The organism is Thalassotalea coralli, from assembly GCF_055786205.1.
This window is the reverse complement of the sequence record NZ_JBVVBK010000002.1, coordinates 576241-591741: the sequence shown is the minus strand read 5'-3', so window position 1 is coordinate 591741 and position 15501 is coordinate 576241. Positions and strand designations below refer to the sequence as shown.

General features: G+C 40.3%; 12 protein-coding genes. 8 read left to right on the top strand and 4 right to left on the bottom strand.

Annotation, left to right across the window (positions count from 1 at the left end; all coding sequences use genetic code 11):
* Positions 1–48: 48 nt before the first annotated feature.
* A complete protein-coding gene (locus ACOB80_RS08020) occupies positions 49–1101 on the top strand; it encodes a zinc-binding dehydrogenase (protein WP_473165289.1) in 1053 nt (350 codons plus the stop codon).
* 16 nt (positions 1102–1117) lie between these two features.
* Here ACOB80_RS08020 and ybaK read toward each other — a convergent pair whose 3' ends face one another.
* On the bottom strand, positions 1118–1585 hold the full coding sequence (gene ybaK, locus ACOB80_RS08015; protein WP_473165288.1) for a Cys-tRNA(Pro) deacylase: 468 nt from the start codon (positions 1583–1585) through the stop codon (positions 1118–1120).
* A gap of 62 nt (positions 1586–1647) precedes the next feature.
* The gene (locus tag ACOB80_RS08010) at positions 1648–2031 is read right to left on the bottom strand and encodes a VOC family protein (RefSeq protein WP_473165287.1); all 384 of its coding nucleotides are present in this window, start codon (positions 2029–2031) and stop codon (positions 1648–1650) included.
* Between the two features lie 137 nt (positions 2032–2168).
* On the opposite strand from ACOB80_RS08010, the gene sbcD reads away from it, so the two are divergent.
* The 3 genes from sbcD to ACOB80_RS07995 all read left to right on the top strand — a co-directional run bounded on the left by sbcD (position 2169) and on the right by ACOB80_RS07995 (position 8392).
* Positions 2169–3449 carry an exonuclease subunit SbcD gene (gene sbcD, locus ACOB80_RS08005; RefSeq protein ID WP_473165286.1) on the top strand — a complete coding sequence of 427 codons (1281 nt, stop codon included), beginning with the start codon at positions 2169–2171 and terminating at the stop codon, positions 3447–3449.
* A gap of 3 nt (positions 3450–3452) precedes the next feature.
* On the top strand, positions 3453–7190 hold the full coding sequence (locus ACOB80_RS08000) for an SbcC/MukB-like Walker B domain-containing protein (protein ID WP_473165285.1): 3738 nt from the start codon (positions 3453–3455) through the stop codon (positions 7188–7190).
* A 341-nt stretch (positions 7191–7531) separates the two neighbouring features.
* Positions 7532–8392 (top strand): L-type lectin family protein, encoded by an 861-nt coding sequence (locus ACOB80_RS07995; protein WP_473165284.1) that lies wholly within the window; start codon positions 7532–7534, stop codon positions 8390–8392.
* On the opposite strand, the gene ACOB80_RS07990 is transcribed toward ACOB80_RS07995, so the two are convergent.
* Positions 8389–9873, bottom strand: a complete 1485-nt coding sequence (locus tag ACOB80_RS07990; RefSeq protein ID WP_473165283.1) for an NAD(P)-binding protein — start codon at positions 9871–9873, stop codon at positions 8389–8391. The two genes, ACOB80_RS07995 and ACOB80_RS07990, sit on opposite strands and share 4 nt — an antisense overlap.
* Before the next feature lie 62 nt (positions 9874–9935).
* Positions 9936–10634 (bottom strand): phosphoglycolate phosphatase, encoded by a 699-nt coding sequence (locus ACOB80_RS07985; protein ID WP_473165282.1) that lies wholly within the window; start codon positions 10632–10634, stop codon positions 9936–9938.
* Between the two features lie 325 nt (positions 10635–10959).
* Between ACOB80_RS07985 and ACOB80_RS07980 the strand changes: the two genes are divergently transcribed.
* The 4 genes from ACOB80_RS07980 (at position 10960) to ACOB80_RS07965 (ending at position 15461) form a co-directional block, all read left to right on the top strand.
* Positions 10960–11907, top strand: coding sequence for an alpha/beta fold hydrolase (locus tag ACOB80_RS07980; protein WP_473165281.1), 948 nt, complete (start codon positions 10960–10962; stop codon positions 11905–11907).
* A gap of 131 nt (positions 11908–12038) precedes the next feature.
* The gene (locus ACOB80_RS07975) at positions 12039–12458 is read left to right on the top strand and encodes a hypothetical protein (protein WP_473165280.1); all 420 of its coding nucleotides are present in this window, start codon (positions 12039–12041) and stop codon (positions 12456–12458) included.
* Between the two features lie 105 nt (positions 12459–12563).
* Complete coding sequence (locus ACOB80_RS07970) at positions 12564–13202, top strand: glutathione S-transferase family protein (RefSeq protein WP_473165279.1); 639 nt, start codon at positions 12564–12566, stop codon at positions 13200–13202.
* A gap of 264 nt (positions 13203–13466) precedes the next feature.
* The gene (locus ACOB80_RS07965; RefSeq protein ID WP_473165278.1) at positions 13467–15461 is read left to right on the top strand and encodes a hypothetical protein; all 1995 of its coding nucleotides are present in this window, start codon (positions 13467–13469) and stop codon (positions 15459–15461) included.
* The last annotated feature ends 40 nt before the right edge of the window (positions 15462–15501 follow it).

Genomic DNA, 15501 nt, shown 5'->3' with positions numbered 1-15501 from the left:
GTGAAAATAACAATAGAACAATAATTTATAGAAATTGTAGGATCCCTTATGGCAACGAATCAGTTTACATCGACTAAGAACTTAGGCTTTAGCCTTAACATGCAAGAAGATATCGAGCTGCCATCTAGTGCCAGAATTTCTTTGCAAGAAATGCCACACCAAGCGCTTAAAAAGGGGCAAGTACGGGTAAAGATGTTAGCCACGCCAGTTAATCCTTCAGATTTGGTCTTTTTGTTAGGAAAGTATGGATTACCACCTAATGAGGGTGCTTATGTAGGGTTTGAAGGATGTGGCGTTGTTGTTGAAGCTAATGCAGGGTTATACGGTAAGTATTTGCTAGGAAAGCGGGTAGCTGTTTCTGCTCAACCTGGCGAAAACGGTGTTTGGGCAAAATATGCAGTCACCAAGGCTGGATTTTGTTTACCACTGCGAGATGATATCGCAGATGAGCAGGCGGCTACGTTAATTGTTAACCCGTGTACATCAGTATGTTTAGTTGAACGAGCCAAAGAACTCGGCGCAAAAGCTCTAGTGGTAAACGCCGCTGCTAGCCAAGTTGGCAAAGGTGTTATTCGTTATGCGAAGCAATTGAACATCAAAACGATAGCTACTGTAAGAAGTGACAAAAACAAACAAGTATTAGAAGCGCTTGGCGCCGATAAAGTACTCGTAACAACTGACCAAAATTATAAAGCACAATTGAAAGATATTTGTCATCAATGGCGAGCTAGCGTGTTGCTAGACTCTGTTGCCGCAGAAGAAACTGCGCTTTCGTTAAAAGCCATGCCAAATAACTCTACAGCAATCGTTTATGGGCGTTTAACTGAAACCCATGATCCTTTAGGTGGTGTTTTTTCGGTTAGCGATGTTATTTTTAGAAACATGAAAATTGAAGGCTTTTGGTTAGCTAAGTACTTTAAAGACGCTAACCCGCTTAAGGCAATACGTTTGAGTAAGAAAGTCCAATCGCTGTTTGCTCAAGGCATCTTTAAAACAGATATCTATAAGCAAGTAAGTTTTAACGAATTTGCTGAAGCTCTTGATCATTACGCTGACAACAAAAGCGATGGCAAGGTGATTTTACTGCCTCATAAAGCGTAATAAGTATGTTGAATACCTAAGCGGCAAGCTCAATTGAATGCGCATCCAGCAGATATATTAGCTGTTCGGGCGCTATTTCAATTTCTAAGCCTCGTTTGCCACCACTAACAAAAATAGTGTCGTGAGAAAGTGCAGAGCTATCAATCAAGGTAGTGAGCCTTTTCTTTTGTCCAAAAGGGCTCACACCGCCAAGTATATAACCTGTAGTGGCAACAACAGTTTCGTGAGCAGCCATTTGGGCCTTCTTTGTTTTCAATTGCTTCGCAACGGCTTTTAAACTTAATTGTTGTTCTACAGGTACAATATTAACAATAAGCTGGCCCTTATCCGTTTGAGCAACAAGGGTTTTAAACACGCGAGATGCAGCTACTGCCATTTTTTCTACAGCTTCTTGGCCATAGTTTGCCGTATTAGGATCGTGTTGATACTGATGCGTTGAAAACTCTATCTTGTTTTTCTCAAGGTATTTTATTGCAGGTGTCATGTTATTAATTCTGGTATTTCTAACAATTATCAATATTGCCCTGTTAGCCTAGAAAAGTTGTGTTAACCAACCGAGCTATGTAAGGCGATTCGATTTCCTTCGCTGTCTCTTAGCACGGAACGAAAACCATGTTCGCCCATTTGAAATTTAGCTTCGATAATTTCAACATCGAATTTTCTAGCTTGCTCAACAGCCTCATCTAATCGACCTTCAACATTAAAATAGATAAGAGGGCCAACATCGGCGATGTGCTCAGCAGGTGATTCAATTAAGCACCCCGATACATTGGTGTCAGCGTAAGGTAATAAGCCGAACCTAAACTGGTCAAAAACTTCCTTTTTTACTTCGCTCGCTAATACAGCCGAGTAAAAAGTAATCGCGCGATCTAAATCAGTGACAGGAATATCTACCCAAACGATTTGGTTATCAACAGGGGAGTTGCTCATCTTGTGTCCTTTCTTCATGTTATTTTTCAGAAATATCGGGTTAACTATGCGATCTAAGGTCTATTTTTGCAAATGCCGTGCTAAAATCGGGCGTAATTGCTTTCACAATAATAAAAAAGGTTAACTCGTTTTTCTTTATGAGCCTTCGACTAATACACACCTCTGATTGGCATCTGGGCCAACACTTTTATGGAAAGAGCAGAGCGCAGGAGCACCAAGCATTTTTACGTTGGTTGCTTGAACAAGTAGAACAACAACAAGTAGACGCTCTTATAGTCGCAGGCGATATTTTTGACACGGGTACACCACCTAGTTATGCGAGAGAACTTTATTTCAATTTTATTGTGGGCCTGCAGGCGCTAAATTGCACACTGGTTGTAGTTGCAGGCAATCACGATTCTGTCGCTATGCTAGGTGAATCTGCGAGCATTCTTGAAAAACTTGATAGTCACGTGATCACTGCTCCCACTATTAATGAGCAACATCAATTAATTGCCATTAATACCGAGCAGGGTGAACAAGCCGTTATATGCGCCATTCCATTTTTGCGTCCACGAGATGTGCTAGAAAGCGTGGGAGGGCAATCGGCTCAGGAGAAACAACAAGCCCTTAGTCAAGCGATTGCCAACCATTACCAATCATTGGTAGAGCACGCAAAAGAAGGCGCAAATGAAAACACCGCGATTATCGCCACCGGACATTTAACAACCGTTGGTGCGAGTGTATCGGAGTCGGTTCGCGACATTTATATTGGCACATTAGAAGCCTTTCCTGCAGCTTTATTTCCAGAAGTTGATTACTTAGCCTTAGGTCATATTCATCGTCAGCAAAAGGTTGGTGGTACCGAGCATATTCAATATTCAGGTTCGCCTATTGCATTGAGTTTTGATGAAAAGCAAGCCAATAAAAGTGTTAATTTAGTGACCTTTGAGCAAGGTAAATTGGCTGAGATAAAACAACTTGCTGTTCCTTGTGTTCAACCCATGTTAACGGTGAGTTGTCAGTTAGACGATTTAGCTGAAAAACTAACCCAACATTTTGCAGGCCAAAAAACAGTGCAAGATGAGCATGGCGAAGATGTCAGTACTTGGCTAGACGTAGAGCTTGAAAGCGCTGACTATTTACATGACTTAACGGCGAAAGTGGAAGCTATTTGCGCTGAATTTCCAGTAGAAGTTCTGTTAGTGAGACGAGTGAAAAAGTCACGAAGCAATACCAGTGAATATTTTGCTAATCAAACATTGGAAGAGCTAACGGTAGACCAAGTATTTCAGGCACGAGTTGAACGTGAGGACGGTTTATCTCACTTGCCTTCAGAGCAAGTTGCAAGAGTATCTTCCTTGTTTGAACAAATGATTGCTGAGGTGGAAGTGCCTAGCGAAGAACAACTTTCAAATCAGTTAAATGACAGCGAATAATCAATGAAAATTCTCTCTTTACGTTTTAAAAACCTCAACTCACTAAAAGGTGAGTGGAAAATTGATTTTCGCGAACAACCATTTGCTGATAACAGTTTGTTTGCCATAACAGGGGCAACTGGGGCGGGTAAAACCACGATTCTGGATGCGATTTGCTTGGCACTTTATCACCAAACACCCCGTGTGATTGTCTCTGAAACGCAAAATCATTTAATGACACGTCATACGCCAGAATGCTTAGCGGAAGTTGAGTTTGCCGTTAAAGGGGAAGGCTATCGCGCGTTTTGGCATCAACGTCGTGCCAAAATGAAGTTAGACGGAAAGCTACAAAAACCTACCGTTGAACTCGCAACTTTGTCGGGCAAAATTCTAGCGTCTAAATTGTCGGATGTTAGAGATTTAATCAAGGAGTTAACTGGGCTTAACTTCGAACGCTTCACTAAATCTATGATGCTGTCTCAAGGGCAGTTTGCAGCCTTTCTACACGCCAAGGATAAAGATAGAGCTGAATTGTTAGAACAACTGACTGGCACTGAGATTTACAGCCTTGTTTCGCAAAAGGTTTATCAAACTCATAAAGAAGAAGAGCAAAGCTTAAGAACAATTAATGAAAAGTTAAGTATGGTTCAGCTACTTTCGGAAGATGAATTAAGCAAGTTAACAACGGAAATTGTTGAGCAGCAAGTACAAGTAAAAGCGCTGCAACAAGAGCAAAGTCAGTTGCAAGCGCAAGTCAATGCGACGACTGAACTAAACAAAATTGAAACTGCGATTAATCACAATCAACAAAAGCTTAATCAATCAGAGCAAGAGAAAACCGATTTTTTACCGAAAATAGAACGACTTACCTTAGCCGAAAAAGCCGAACCTTTACGTGCGTTGCATCAAGACTTTCAGCAAAAAGAAAGCCAGCATGAAAAACTTATCGCGGAACTTTCAGCATTAGAGTCAAGCCAGAAAACGCTAGCCGCTCACCTAGCTGAAGCGAGAGAGGTTGAGTTGCAAAGTGCAGAAAAGCTGAGTAAAGATCGTGAACAATGGCAGGCGAAAAATGAACAAATAATTCAAGTATTGATCCCGTTAGAAAATGAACAGGAGCTTGTTCTTAAAGAGCTAGCGGAGCGGCAACAACAATTGTCGCAAAAGCAGACACACCTTGATTCTGCAAATGATGCCGTACATAAACAGAAAGTACAACTTCAAGAGCTACAGCAACAACTTCAGGTAATAGACCAAGAACAAGCACAATACAAAGTCGCGCAAGTTGGGGCGGAATTCTGGAACGTTTGGGCTCATCAATCTCAAACTATAGTAACCAACGAAGAAGAACTTGCTCAGCAGCAAACATTTATTCAGCAACTTGATCAAAAGCTGGTGCAGTCTGTACAGGAACAACAAGCCAAAGTGCAGCAGCTTGCGGCAAGTGATCAGCAAGTTAAAGATAAGCAACAGTTAATAGACAGCATAACGGTTGAGCAAAATGCACTATTTCAACACTGGAACATTCAAGACGAAAACGGTGTTTTTGCTCTTATGCAAACCAATACTGAGCATTTACAGCAAGCGCAAGAGCTAAGTAAGTTACAACATGAAAATTCAAACGTGTTGCACAAGTCCTCGGAGCAAAAGCAGCTTTTAAGCGAAAAAAATTCACAGTTATTAGCCGTTGAGAATACGTTAAATTCTACCCGAGAGCGCTATAAGCACTGTCTGCAACAAGTTAAAGATTTAAGCTTAATCGTAGAGCAGCAACAAGCGATTGCTTCGCTGACAGAGCACAGACAAAAACTGCAGCCAAACAGTCCGTGTCCGTTATGTGGCTCTTCAGAGCACCCGTTAGTAGCTGAATATTCTGAGCCCAGTGTGGGGCCGCATCAACAGCGACTTAACGAGCAACAAGAACAGCTAGAAAGTATTAAACGAGAAGGTGACCAGCAACGCCAACAAAGTGAAAAGCTAAAACTGGAAATTGATGGTATTCAAGAAAAGCTAGCAGAGTTGACGAGCCAAAACAATGAGCAACAAGCTACAATTAACGAGCTAATTCAACGCCTTTCAGTGTATGGTCATTTATCGACACTCGAAGATGTTACATCTTTAATTAATAACTTGCAGCAAAGGCAGCAGCAAGTTGAAACACTGCAACAGAAAACTTCTGAATTTAAACTGACTTTACAGCAGCAGCAGCAAGAATTGACTACTTTGCAATCTCAGTGGCAACAAGTGGGTCATGAACAGCAATTACTCAATTCAAGCATACAAACAGCACAAGAACAGCTACAGCAATCACAACAAAAGTTTGAGCAATTGCAGCAACAGGTCAGCGGGCTGCGAACTGAATTACACAGTCAAATTAGCCAGGTGTTCAATGCTGAACCTATTGCAGCGCTTTCCAACGAGAACTGGCTTGCGAATGAACTTGTTGATTGGTGCTCCCAACAATTACATGCATTAGCTTCGTTACAGGCGTTGATGGATAAACGCACATTAATGGAGAGTCAGCAACAAGAAGTAACAAAGTTAATCGAACAAGCTGAATTTGAATTAACGCAACAAGGGCATACGCTTACTGAGATGAAGGAACACCTTACTCAGTTAAATAATAAACAAGCTGAGTTGTTAACGAAGAAAGCTGATATCGCTCAATCGCAATCGTCAACCGAGTTGCTTGCTCAACTTAAAGGTGAGCAGCAAAACGCAGAGGCGGCTCATCAACAGTTAGCTAAAAAGCATTTAGACGTTAAACAAGCATTTGATGCATCTCAAATGCAAATAGCCAGCGTAAATAAACAGCTGGAAGCATTAAATGAGCCTTTAGTTGAAGCAAAAGATGTTTGGCAGCAGGCGTTTAACAACAGTACCTTTAACGAACATGAGCAATTTATATCGGCGCTCATGCCACTTGAAACGCAGCAACAGTTAAGGCAGCAACAGCAGGCGTTAGAACAGAGCTTAGTGGCGCTAAATACGCAACAGTCAGAATACAAAAAACAGCAAGAGCAGCTTCGACAGCAATTAGAGCAAATATTTACGGATTCGACTTTAGATAACCAAGCGTCGTTAGCGCTGTTAAATGAGCGACTCGAGTCACTCAACACGAGTATACAAACCACTCAAATTGGCATTGGTCAGTTGACGCAAAAGCTTGAGAACCATCAAGAGCAAGAAAAACAGCAAGCTAAACTGATAGAGCAAGCTGAGGCGAAACAACAGTATGTCGAAGATTTGTCGATACTAAACGGCTTGATTGGTTCGGCTACAGGTGACAAATTTAGACGCTTTGCGCAAAGTTTAACGTTACAGCACCTTGTACACTTAGCAAACAATCAGCTTGTGAGGTTGCACGCTCGATATCAACTTACGTGTGACAGCCAAGAAAGTCTGGCTATTTCCGTTATCGACACCTGGCAAGCCGACACCATACGCGATAGCAAAACCTTATCTGGTGGTGAAAGCTTTTTGGTGAGTTTAGCGTTGGCGCTGGCGCTGTCTGAACTTGCCAGTGCTAAAACGCAAATAGATTCACTGTTTTTAGACGAAGGCTTTGGCACTCTTGACAGTGAAACATTGGAAATTGCTCTTGATGCATTAGACAACTTAAATGCTAGTGGCAAAATGATTGGTGTTATTAGTCACATTGAAACCTTAAAAGAACGTATTCCAGTGCAACTGAAAGTGTTTAAGAAAAGTGGGCTAGGGTATAGCGAATTAGAGCCGCAATTTAAAGTCTTGTCTGAATAGTCGTTCATTTATTTTACTACCCGCTTTTTTCGTAAAACGTTACGCGATGCATTTTGCAAAATTCTTGCAATATGCATCGCGTTCTACAATTTCTCGCCATATCTCACAACGTAATGTTATCTACTTTAACTATTTTATTTCAATATAATCATATGGTTATGTTTTTGTTTTGAAAGGGTAGTTGTCGGCACTATATTCGCTTTAATAGGTTCTCAAGCCTGTAAGTAGAGCTAACTTGGACGTTAGCATTATAAAGCGGCAAGTTGGACCAATACGACGTAAATCGCCGGTCTTTGAGCATTTAATGCAGTTGTTTAAGTACTTAAAGAGGAGTTTTCGACATGAAGTATTTCGTATTGCTTGCCGTGGTTTTTTTCTCATCTTTATCCAGAGCGCAAGATTCCTTTGTCTTTTATGACTTTTCAGATCTAACCAATATTCAGCTAAATGGAGAGGCTGCTACATTAAACCCTAACTCTAATGATGTTCTGCGCCTGACTGATGATTTATGGCAATCGAGTAGCGCTTATTTAATGAACCCAATTACACTACAAAATCTTGCCTCTTTTAGTGCCGCCTTTGAATTTCAAATTACCGATCCTCAAGGAATTTCAGACAATGATGGGCAAGGGGCTGACGGTATTTCCTTTGTCGTGCAATCCAATTCGAACACTGTTGGTGGATTAGGCGGTGCAATTGGTTATGGCGGCGTTAGCAACAGCTTAGCAATAGAATTTGATACGTGGCGAAATGGCGCTTTTGATGGTGCTGATGGAAATCACGTTGGCATCGACGTCAACGGCAGTTTGCATTCAATTGCTATGACACCTGTCGAAGCGCGAATGAATAATGGTGCCGTTTGGACCGCTTGGGTTGACTATGACGGTTTGCTTGAAGTGGTCGAAGTTCGGTTGTCTCAAGGAAGCGATAGGCCAGATGATCCCATTGTTAGTGCCAGCGTAGATTTAAGCGATACCTTGGGCACTGACTATGCGTATGTTGGGTTTAGTTCAGGGACAGGTGCAGCAGGTGGCGATCATGATATTTTAAGTTTTGCTTTTAACAATGATTATCAACCAATCGAGGTTATAGCCATTAATGAACCTAACAGTTTTTTGCTCGTAGTTTTTCTAATGGCTATTAGACGAATTATTTATGCTAAAGGACAAATCTTTGTATCTAATACTTCAAGCAAAACTTAATGGTTTTTAGCGTTTGTAAGTCCGGCTAAATCTTTTGGAAACTTCCTTGCTATCGCAAGCTGTTCTGCTCGTTCACTAATCTCTGTTTTTGTCAGGTGTTCAGATACAGAAACGATTGTATCGTGTGAGTCACTGCTTACGGCTGCTGTTTTAGATAGCATTCCTTGTTCTACTAATTTATCAATAATAGTTTCTGCGGCAGGTAAAGCTGATGACGCTTTAACGATTTCGCATCGTGCATAGTTACCTTGATGAAAAGAAACATCTGCAACACGTAAAGTAGAATCTACTCCAGGAATTTGTTGAGCGCCATACATAGGTGGCCCGCCTAAAGTCGCACTTCCAAAAGTAGGAATAAAGCCAGCGACTTTGTCTATCGCTTTTACTGTTCTCTTGCTAATAACGAGCGGGTCCCAGTTGTGATTTACTTTCGCTAAAAACTTGGTGGGTAACTGAGGCTGTGCGCTTTTTTGTTGGCTTGATACTAAACCGTCTTCAAATAAGGTGATGTCTGGCGTCATTGCATGAATTTGAAAGTAACCATTAGGGTACGGGGTTAGCTGAGTCATGCCATTTTTCGTGCCGCGTGTGCCATAAAAAATAATTTCCGGCCAATAGCTATTGTCGTTCGACCACTGGCTAATATAAGCCGCTTTAAACTCCACCATTCGCTTTGGTAATAGGCCTATCATGTCATCGATAGTACCTGTTCTAAAGCCACAGGCGTTGATTAGATAGTCTACTTCATACTCTTTATTAGTGCTTTCATGTGCAGCATTTATTGTCCAAGTACCTTGTTTATGATCATTAGAATTATTATGAGTAACAGCGGTTACTTGTGTGTTAGTTAGAAGCTGACAATTTTCGCTTTTTTCCAACGTGAGACTAGAAATTGCGGCAAGCCTAAAAACACTGATACCGTATTCTTGCACTAAAATTAACGGGAACTTTAACTGATTTAAATCGGCGGCTTTAGCAAAAGCGATCATCCATTGGGCTGGCGTTTCTGGTTTCTTTGGTGTGGGCTCTTTTGCTAATTGCTCGATGTCTTCACGTTGAAATAATGTAAAGTATTGTGAGGCAGGGCCTAATACTTGATTTCGAGGGTCTGCCTCAATTAGCTTTGCATATTCTTGCTGAAGAATGTTTAGTCTCGTAATTACATCGTCGGGATGCCCGTTATCTTTTTGTGGAACTGCAACTATAGTCGGTCGATAGTCGATTGCATCTCGATAAAGTCGTGCTGTTTTAACTGATTGCTTTAATAAGTCTACACATTGTTCGTCAGAGATTTCGCGATACAAATTACCACCAGCGTGTAGGTGACACATAGGAGGACCGTTTACTAAGCTTGATTCCTTTTCGAATAAATAAACTTCGGTACCTTGTTGGCTCAATTGTAATGCGATAGTAGCGCCACCAACACCACCGCCGATAATACCTATACGTGTTTTAACAGGTTCAGAATGTTGAAAATGCATATTCTAATGAGTAAGTGAGAATTCTAAAAAACGAAATATGTTTGTACGATTTATGAAGCCGTTTAGCTCACAACACTAGGTATAGCTGCTAGCGACCCAAGAATATCGGCAAAGTCGTCAAACACTATTGTAGCGCCGTGGCTGTTGATGTCTTCACCATGGTTATAGCCGTAGGTTAGCCCAATACTTTCCATTTTTGCCGCAGTTGCTGCAAAAATGTCATTTTTGGAATCGCCTATCATGATGCACTTGCCAGGACTAACTGCAAGTTTTTCACAAACGTACTCTAATTGCATAGGATCAGGTTTTCGCTTAGGTAAGCTGTCGCCGCCAACCACCATTTCAAATAGATGATTTAAACCTAGTTTAGTTAGGATAGGACGTACAAATTGCTCTGGCTTATTGGTTACGATTACCAAGCGATAACCTTGGCTGTGCAGCGTTTCTAACGTGCTTGCTACATTAGGGTATACGCTGGTATCGACGCAAACATTTTGCTCGTAAAACTCTAAGAAGATCGAAAGTGCATTTTCTACAAAAATAGGATCAAGACTTGGGCTTATATTGATGCTACCTGACAACGCTCTTTGAGTTAACACCAAAGCGCCATTTCCTACCCAGCTTCTAATTTCATCAACAGAAAAGGTTGCCATGCCTAACTTGGACAACATTTGATTAATACTCAAGGCTAAATCTGGCACGCTATCAATAAGCGTTCCATCCAAATCAAATATTAATACTTCTTTATCTGCAAATTTCACTACAACAACCTAATGTTTACGCCTTGTTTTAAGGCGGGCTAGTGTATCTTTAAACAAGTGAGTTTTCTATGGTTTACCGACGTTAAATGAAAATAAAGTTTACTTGAATTGGCAGAGTTTATTTACTGGTGTGGTTACAATAGTTTTCGACCATTTGCGAGCAAAAGCTATTCGGAAAATTGTCGTGGTTTTGGGTATAAATAAATATTAACAAAAGTGCGATAGATGGCTCGATTTCTCGGAGCCAATATGACGTTGAAGATTGTATGAATTACTGCTAACGTACTAAAAATATTAAACAAAAGCCAAAACAATAGGAATGTGCATGAAGAAGAAATTGTCGTTCGCTTTTCTTGGGGTGATTGTTTTGTGCTTATTAGCTTATGCGGCTATACCAACCTCAACACTATTTAAGTATATGATAAGTGCAGAGAGAAGTATTGCAGGCTTAAAGGTACAGCAGCTAAAAACCGAAGATTTAACCGTTGAGTATCTTCGAGGTGGTAGTGGCACTACATTAGTATTGTTACATGGTTTTGGTGCTGATAAAGATAACTGGAATAGAATTTCAAGGCACTTAACTGAACATTTTGATGTAGTCGCGATTGACTTACCCGGTTTTGGCAACAGTACGAGTAATATTAACCTAGACTATGATGTGTTTTCTCAGGTAACTAGGCTGAATAGAATAATATCTGCACTAGAAATTGATACCTTTCATTTAGCTGGTAGCTCTATGGGGGGTTACATTGCTGGAAACTATGCTGCACAATTTCCTTCGAAAATTGAAAGCTTGTGGCTCATTAGTCCATTTGGTATCAAAAATTCAGAAACTAGTGAAATGTTTTCAGCAGTTATGAAAGGTGCAAACCCAATGGTTTTGCCAAGAGCTGAATCAGAGTTTAAACAGCTTTTTGACTTCTTGTTTGCTGAGCCTCCTTATGTACCGGGTGCTATCATCAAATTTTTGGCATTGAGGGCTGAAGAAAGAGTAGATTTAAACACAAAAATATTTCATCAAATACATAGGATGAAAAATGGAAAGCCACAACCCGAGTCACCATTAGATGTAGCTTTAAAAAGTTACAATGGACCGCTTATTGTCTCGTGGGGGGATAAAGATAGGGTTTTACATGTTTCAGGGGCTGATGGTCTAAAGCAGGTTATCCCTCGTGCAAAACTTTCTATAATGAATGATATCGGTCATTTACCCATGATAGAAAGTCCTGAAGATACAGCTGATGCATTTATATCTTTCTTAAAGTTACAATGAAACGCTTAACTAACAGCTTAATTCGCTCTAGGCTCGACAGTTGGTTAGTGGCTTTGTTCGATTAGCTTTACATTTTTGAACAACAATACATCAGCTACTTACGAGAGCCTTTGCCAAAGGAGTAGGCGACATTGAAAATAGTTATTAATCACAGTAAAGAGATAATTTCAGCTATTATTGCAGGCATTGTTATCACGATTATTAGCACGCTGATCTTAGATTACATTTACCAAGAAACAGGGCCTGATGAAACGTTAGACTCTTTAGATACAGCGCAAAGCATAGTTTCGCCTCCGCAACTTTGGTCGCATCACAAATTATTAAAAATGAGCGCTGAGCAATGCTCGAATAAAGCGATGTTAACGCTGGAAAGTCTAGGCTTTAATTCAGTCGTTAAAAATGGCCTGTATGCCTATGGCAACTATATTGACAATAGGGCTGCGCTAAAGTGTGTAAAAATGTCTGAAAATTCATTTATCTATATCGCAGTGGCTGGTTCTGACGTAAAATTAGTTGAAAAGTTAAGAAACCAAATTGCATGGGAATTTTAGGAAGCGTCTAAAGCTTAGTCGCCTAATTACCCCGTCAGTTATTGCTGAATAAACAATCTGGTTCTTTAAATGAATGTTTCTACAAAATGTAAAAAGGATTCAGCGTTGTACCAACTATATTATTACCCATTAAATGCCAGCATGGCACCGCACTTCATCTTGGAAGAGTTGAAAGTTGATTTTGAATTAGTCTTAGTTGATCGAAAGAGTGATGCACAAAAATCTCAAGAGTATTTAGCGTTAAACCCAGCAGGCAGAATTCCAACACTTGTTGATAATGGTGTGCCTATATTTGAAAGCCCCGCGATTTGTATTCATTTAGCTGAATCAAATCCGTCGTCCAACTTAATACCTGAAATAGGTTCGCCAAACCGACCATTGTTTTTTCAATGGATGATGTACTTAACCAATACTGTTCAGGCTGAATTGATGGTTTACTTTTATCCTGAAAAGCACATTAAAAATGGTGAAAGTGCTGAATTAATTGTGCAAGCACAAGAAGAGCGGGTGACGGCGATGCTTGAGTTATTAGATAACGAGCTACAAGATAAAGATTATCTCGTTGGAAACTCTATCAGCGCCTGCGACTTCTTCTTGTTTATGCTGGCGATATGGGCCGATGAATTTAAAAGGCCACCTTTGTCATTTAGTAACTTATCTCGTTACCTTAAAAACTTGGCTAAACGCGACGCAATTATCAAGGTCTGTGAAAAAGAGAAGTTAAAATTAGAGGACTATCAGTAACGGGCTGGTTAAATGTATGTTACAGGCTAGGCTTTGCCAAATTGCCGATAAAGGGCTTGGGAAGTATTGCTGCGAGTGACTGTGATCTCGATGAGGATGCATTGTATATCGTATAAGTTTACGTCGTTGTAACAAAGTGAGTGCCTGATTGACTTCTTGTGTTAACATAGGCGCCAAATGGTTTTGGTTAACAAAGGGTTAATCATGCCGCTCCTAGGATAATAAAAGCAACGAATACATAATAATAAAAAAGGTATTAAAAGGATGAATTTATCACGCTCTCGACGTGGGGCATTGCTAATAGCGATGATCTCGATTTTTATATTTTCCGCTTGTGGCGGAGGCGGTGGAGGCGGTTCCACTAGTGCGGGCTCTAAAACCTCTACTGAACCTATTTCTTTAGAGTACTTAACATTAGAAAAAGCTAGGGGACAACAAGAACGAATCGTTGGTCAAGATTTTCGAACGTATCAGGAAGTAAATGTATATTTATCCTCAGAAGCGCAAGAAAAAGCAGTCGCAAACGGCGCAATTTACTTTTATGTCTCTCATACCAATGGCGATGTTTTTGAAATCGAAACTGAGATTGTCACGGGTGAGACAGTATTCGGGAAGCTAAAGATTGAAAGCAAAGATATTGCTAGTCTTGAAGCGGGAACATATGAAGATAAAATAACTATTCAAGGGTGCTACGACTCTGCTTGTACACTAGAATTTGACACTGTGGAATACACTCAACAGCTGACAGTTCATCCTCTTCCTGAAATATCTGCCAATAGCCTTGATATAGACTACGATAAAGATAATCCTAACACTGATATCTCCATTACCTTTAGTTTAGAAAACTATGCTAATAAAGAATGGGAATTCGAGGTTGATTACGTTTACGCGCCAAAGGATTGGTTAGCCACTACCGAAACATCTGACGCAAATTTAGCCAAATTAGACTTTGTTATTGATGATGATATGCAATGTGGTGTTTACGCTGCCGACTTGTTTATTCGCCTAAATGGCATGAACTACGAAATGCATATCCCTGTTACGTTATCATTAAATTCTTCTACCTTTGCTAGCATCTCCGTTATGCCTGCAATTCAATACGTTGACGAACCCACAGAGTTCACCGTTCGAGGTTGCGGTTTACAAAACTTTGAAAGCGAACAAATGTCCTTAAACGGTTTAACTATAACTAAACAAACATATCGCAATCCATTTGAAGTTGAAATTATTGCTGAACCTATAAGCAATGCAGGTGATGTCACGTTTACCATAGAAAAAGATGCATCACTCGCTTTAGATAAAACGCTAACCGTCATAGAGCCTCAAGTTTTTGAATCCTATGTTAACGAGTCAGATGTATTTGACGCTGACTTTGGGCCTTCTATTTACGACAATAGAAATACTATTTTGTATATTCGAAATGATGGTAAGTGGTTACCTGTACAATTTAAAGATGGCGAATGGTTAGCGATGCCAGACTTTCCCTACGCTCAGGCAATTGGTTTAGATATATCCCCCGATGGCGAGCAACTCTTGATAATTCGCGATAATAAAGTAACGTTTGCCGACGCTGTGACTTATGAAGAAATTGAGAGTGCAGAGCTGAGCGGCCTTAATGAACAATTTTGGTCGGGAAGATTCTTAAACAATCACAAAGTACTTTTAGGCGTATTTAAAGGCAATGAAAGCGCATATTATGGTCAGCACAACATGAAGGTTTATGATATTCAAAAGAAAACCTTTAGTGAAATGGTCATAGATGAAGTCCCAGACGTTATTGACATCCATACGTCGGTAGATCGGAGCAAAGCTATTCTTGTGATGAGATACGGAAAAGTAGTGGAATACAACCCAATAACCGCTCGAATGAAGACTGTTAGCGATTCTTGGAGTTCGCATAATATAACGTTGAACAAGCAAGGTACGCAGTACTTGTTGTATAACGATGTTTACCAGCTTGTTGATAGTAACTCAATGGTATTAGCTAAGTTACCACATACCTATGGGGAAAATGTCGAAATCGAATCAGCGACGATGAACTTAGAAGGTACTCGCGGTTACGCTACATATAGTCAATTCCGTGGAGAGAAAAAGCTTGTCATCTTTGATTTGACTGAAATAGACGAGCAAGGTGATGCAAAAGTTATCTATTCGCAAGAAATTCCTGACAGTGGTTACTTAAGGGTGACACCGGACAATAATACGCTGTTTATTTTCTCCGATATCTTGCAAGTCATTCCTTTAGGAGACTTAAATTAATCAAGAGTTAGGTAAACTCTCTTGTGTCAAAAGATTAATT

Coding starts and splice junctions, on each gene's coding strand:
- ACOB80_RS08000 (WP_473165285.1), top strand. CDS start 3,453: ATGAAAATTCTCTCTTTACGTTTTAAAAACCTCAACTCACTAAAAGGT.
- ACOB80_RS07965 (WP_473165278.1), top strand. CDS start 13,467: ATGAATTTATCACGCTCTCGACGTGGGGCATTGCTAATAGCGATGATC.
- sbcD (WP_473165286.1), top strand. CDS start 2,169: ATGAGCCTTCGACTAATACACACCTCTGATTGGCATCTGGGCCAACAC.
- ACOB80_RS07995 (WP_473165284.1), top strand. CDS start 7,532: ATGAAGTATTTCGTATTGCTTGCCGTGGTTTTTTTCTCATCTTTATCC.
- ACOB80_RS08010 (WP_473165287.1), bottom strand. CDS start 2,031: ATGAGCAACTCCCCTGTTGATAACCAAATCGTTTGGGTAGATATTCCT.
- ACOB80_RS07990 (WP_473165283.1), bottom strand. CDS start 9,873: ATGCATTTTCAACATTCTGAACCTGTTAAAACACGTATAGGTATTATC.
- ACOB80_RS08020 (WP_473165289.1), top strand. CDS start 49: ATGGCAACGAATCAGTTTACATCGACTAAGAACTTAGGCTTTAGCCTT.
- ybaK (WP_473165288.1), bottom strand. CDS start 1,585: ATGACACCTGCAATAAAATACCTTGAGAAAAACAAGATAGAGTTTTCA.
- ACOB80_RS07980 (WP_473165281.1), top strand. CDS start 10,960: ATGAAGAAGAAATTGTCGTTCGCTTTTCTTGGGGTGATTGTTTTGTGC.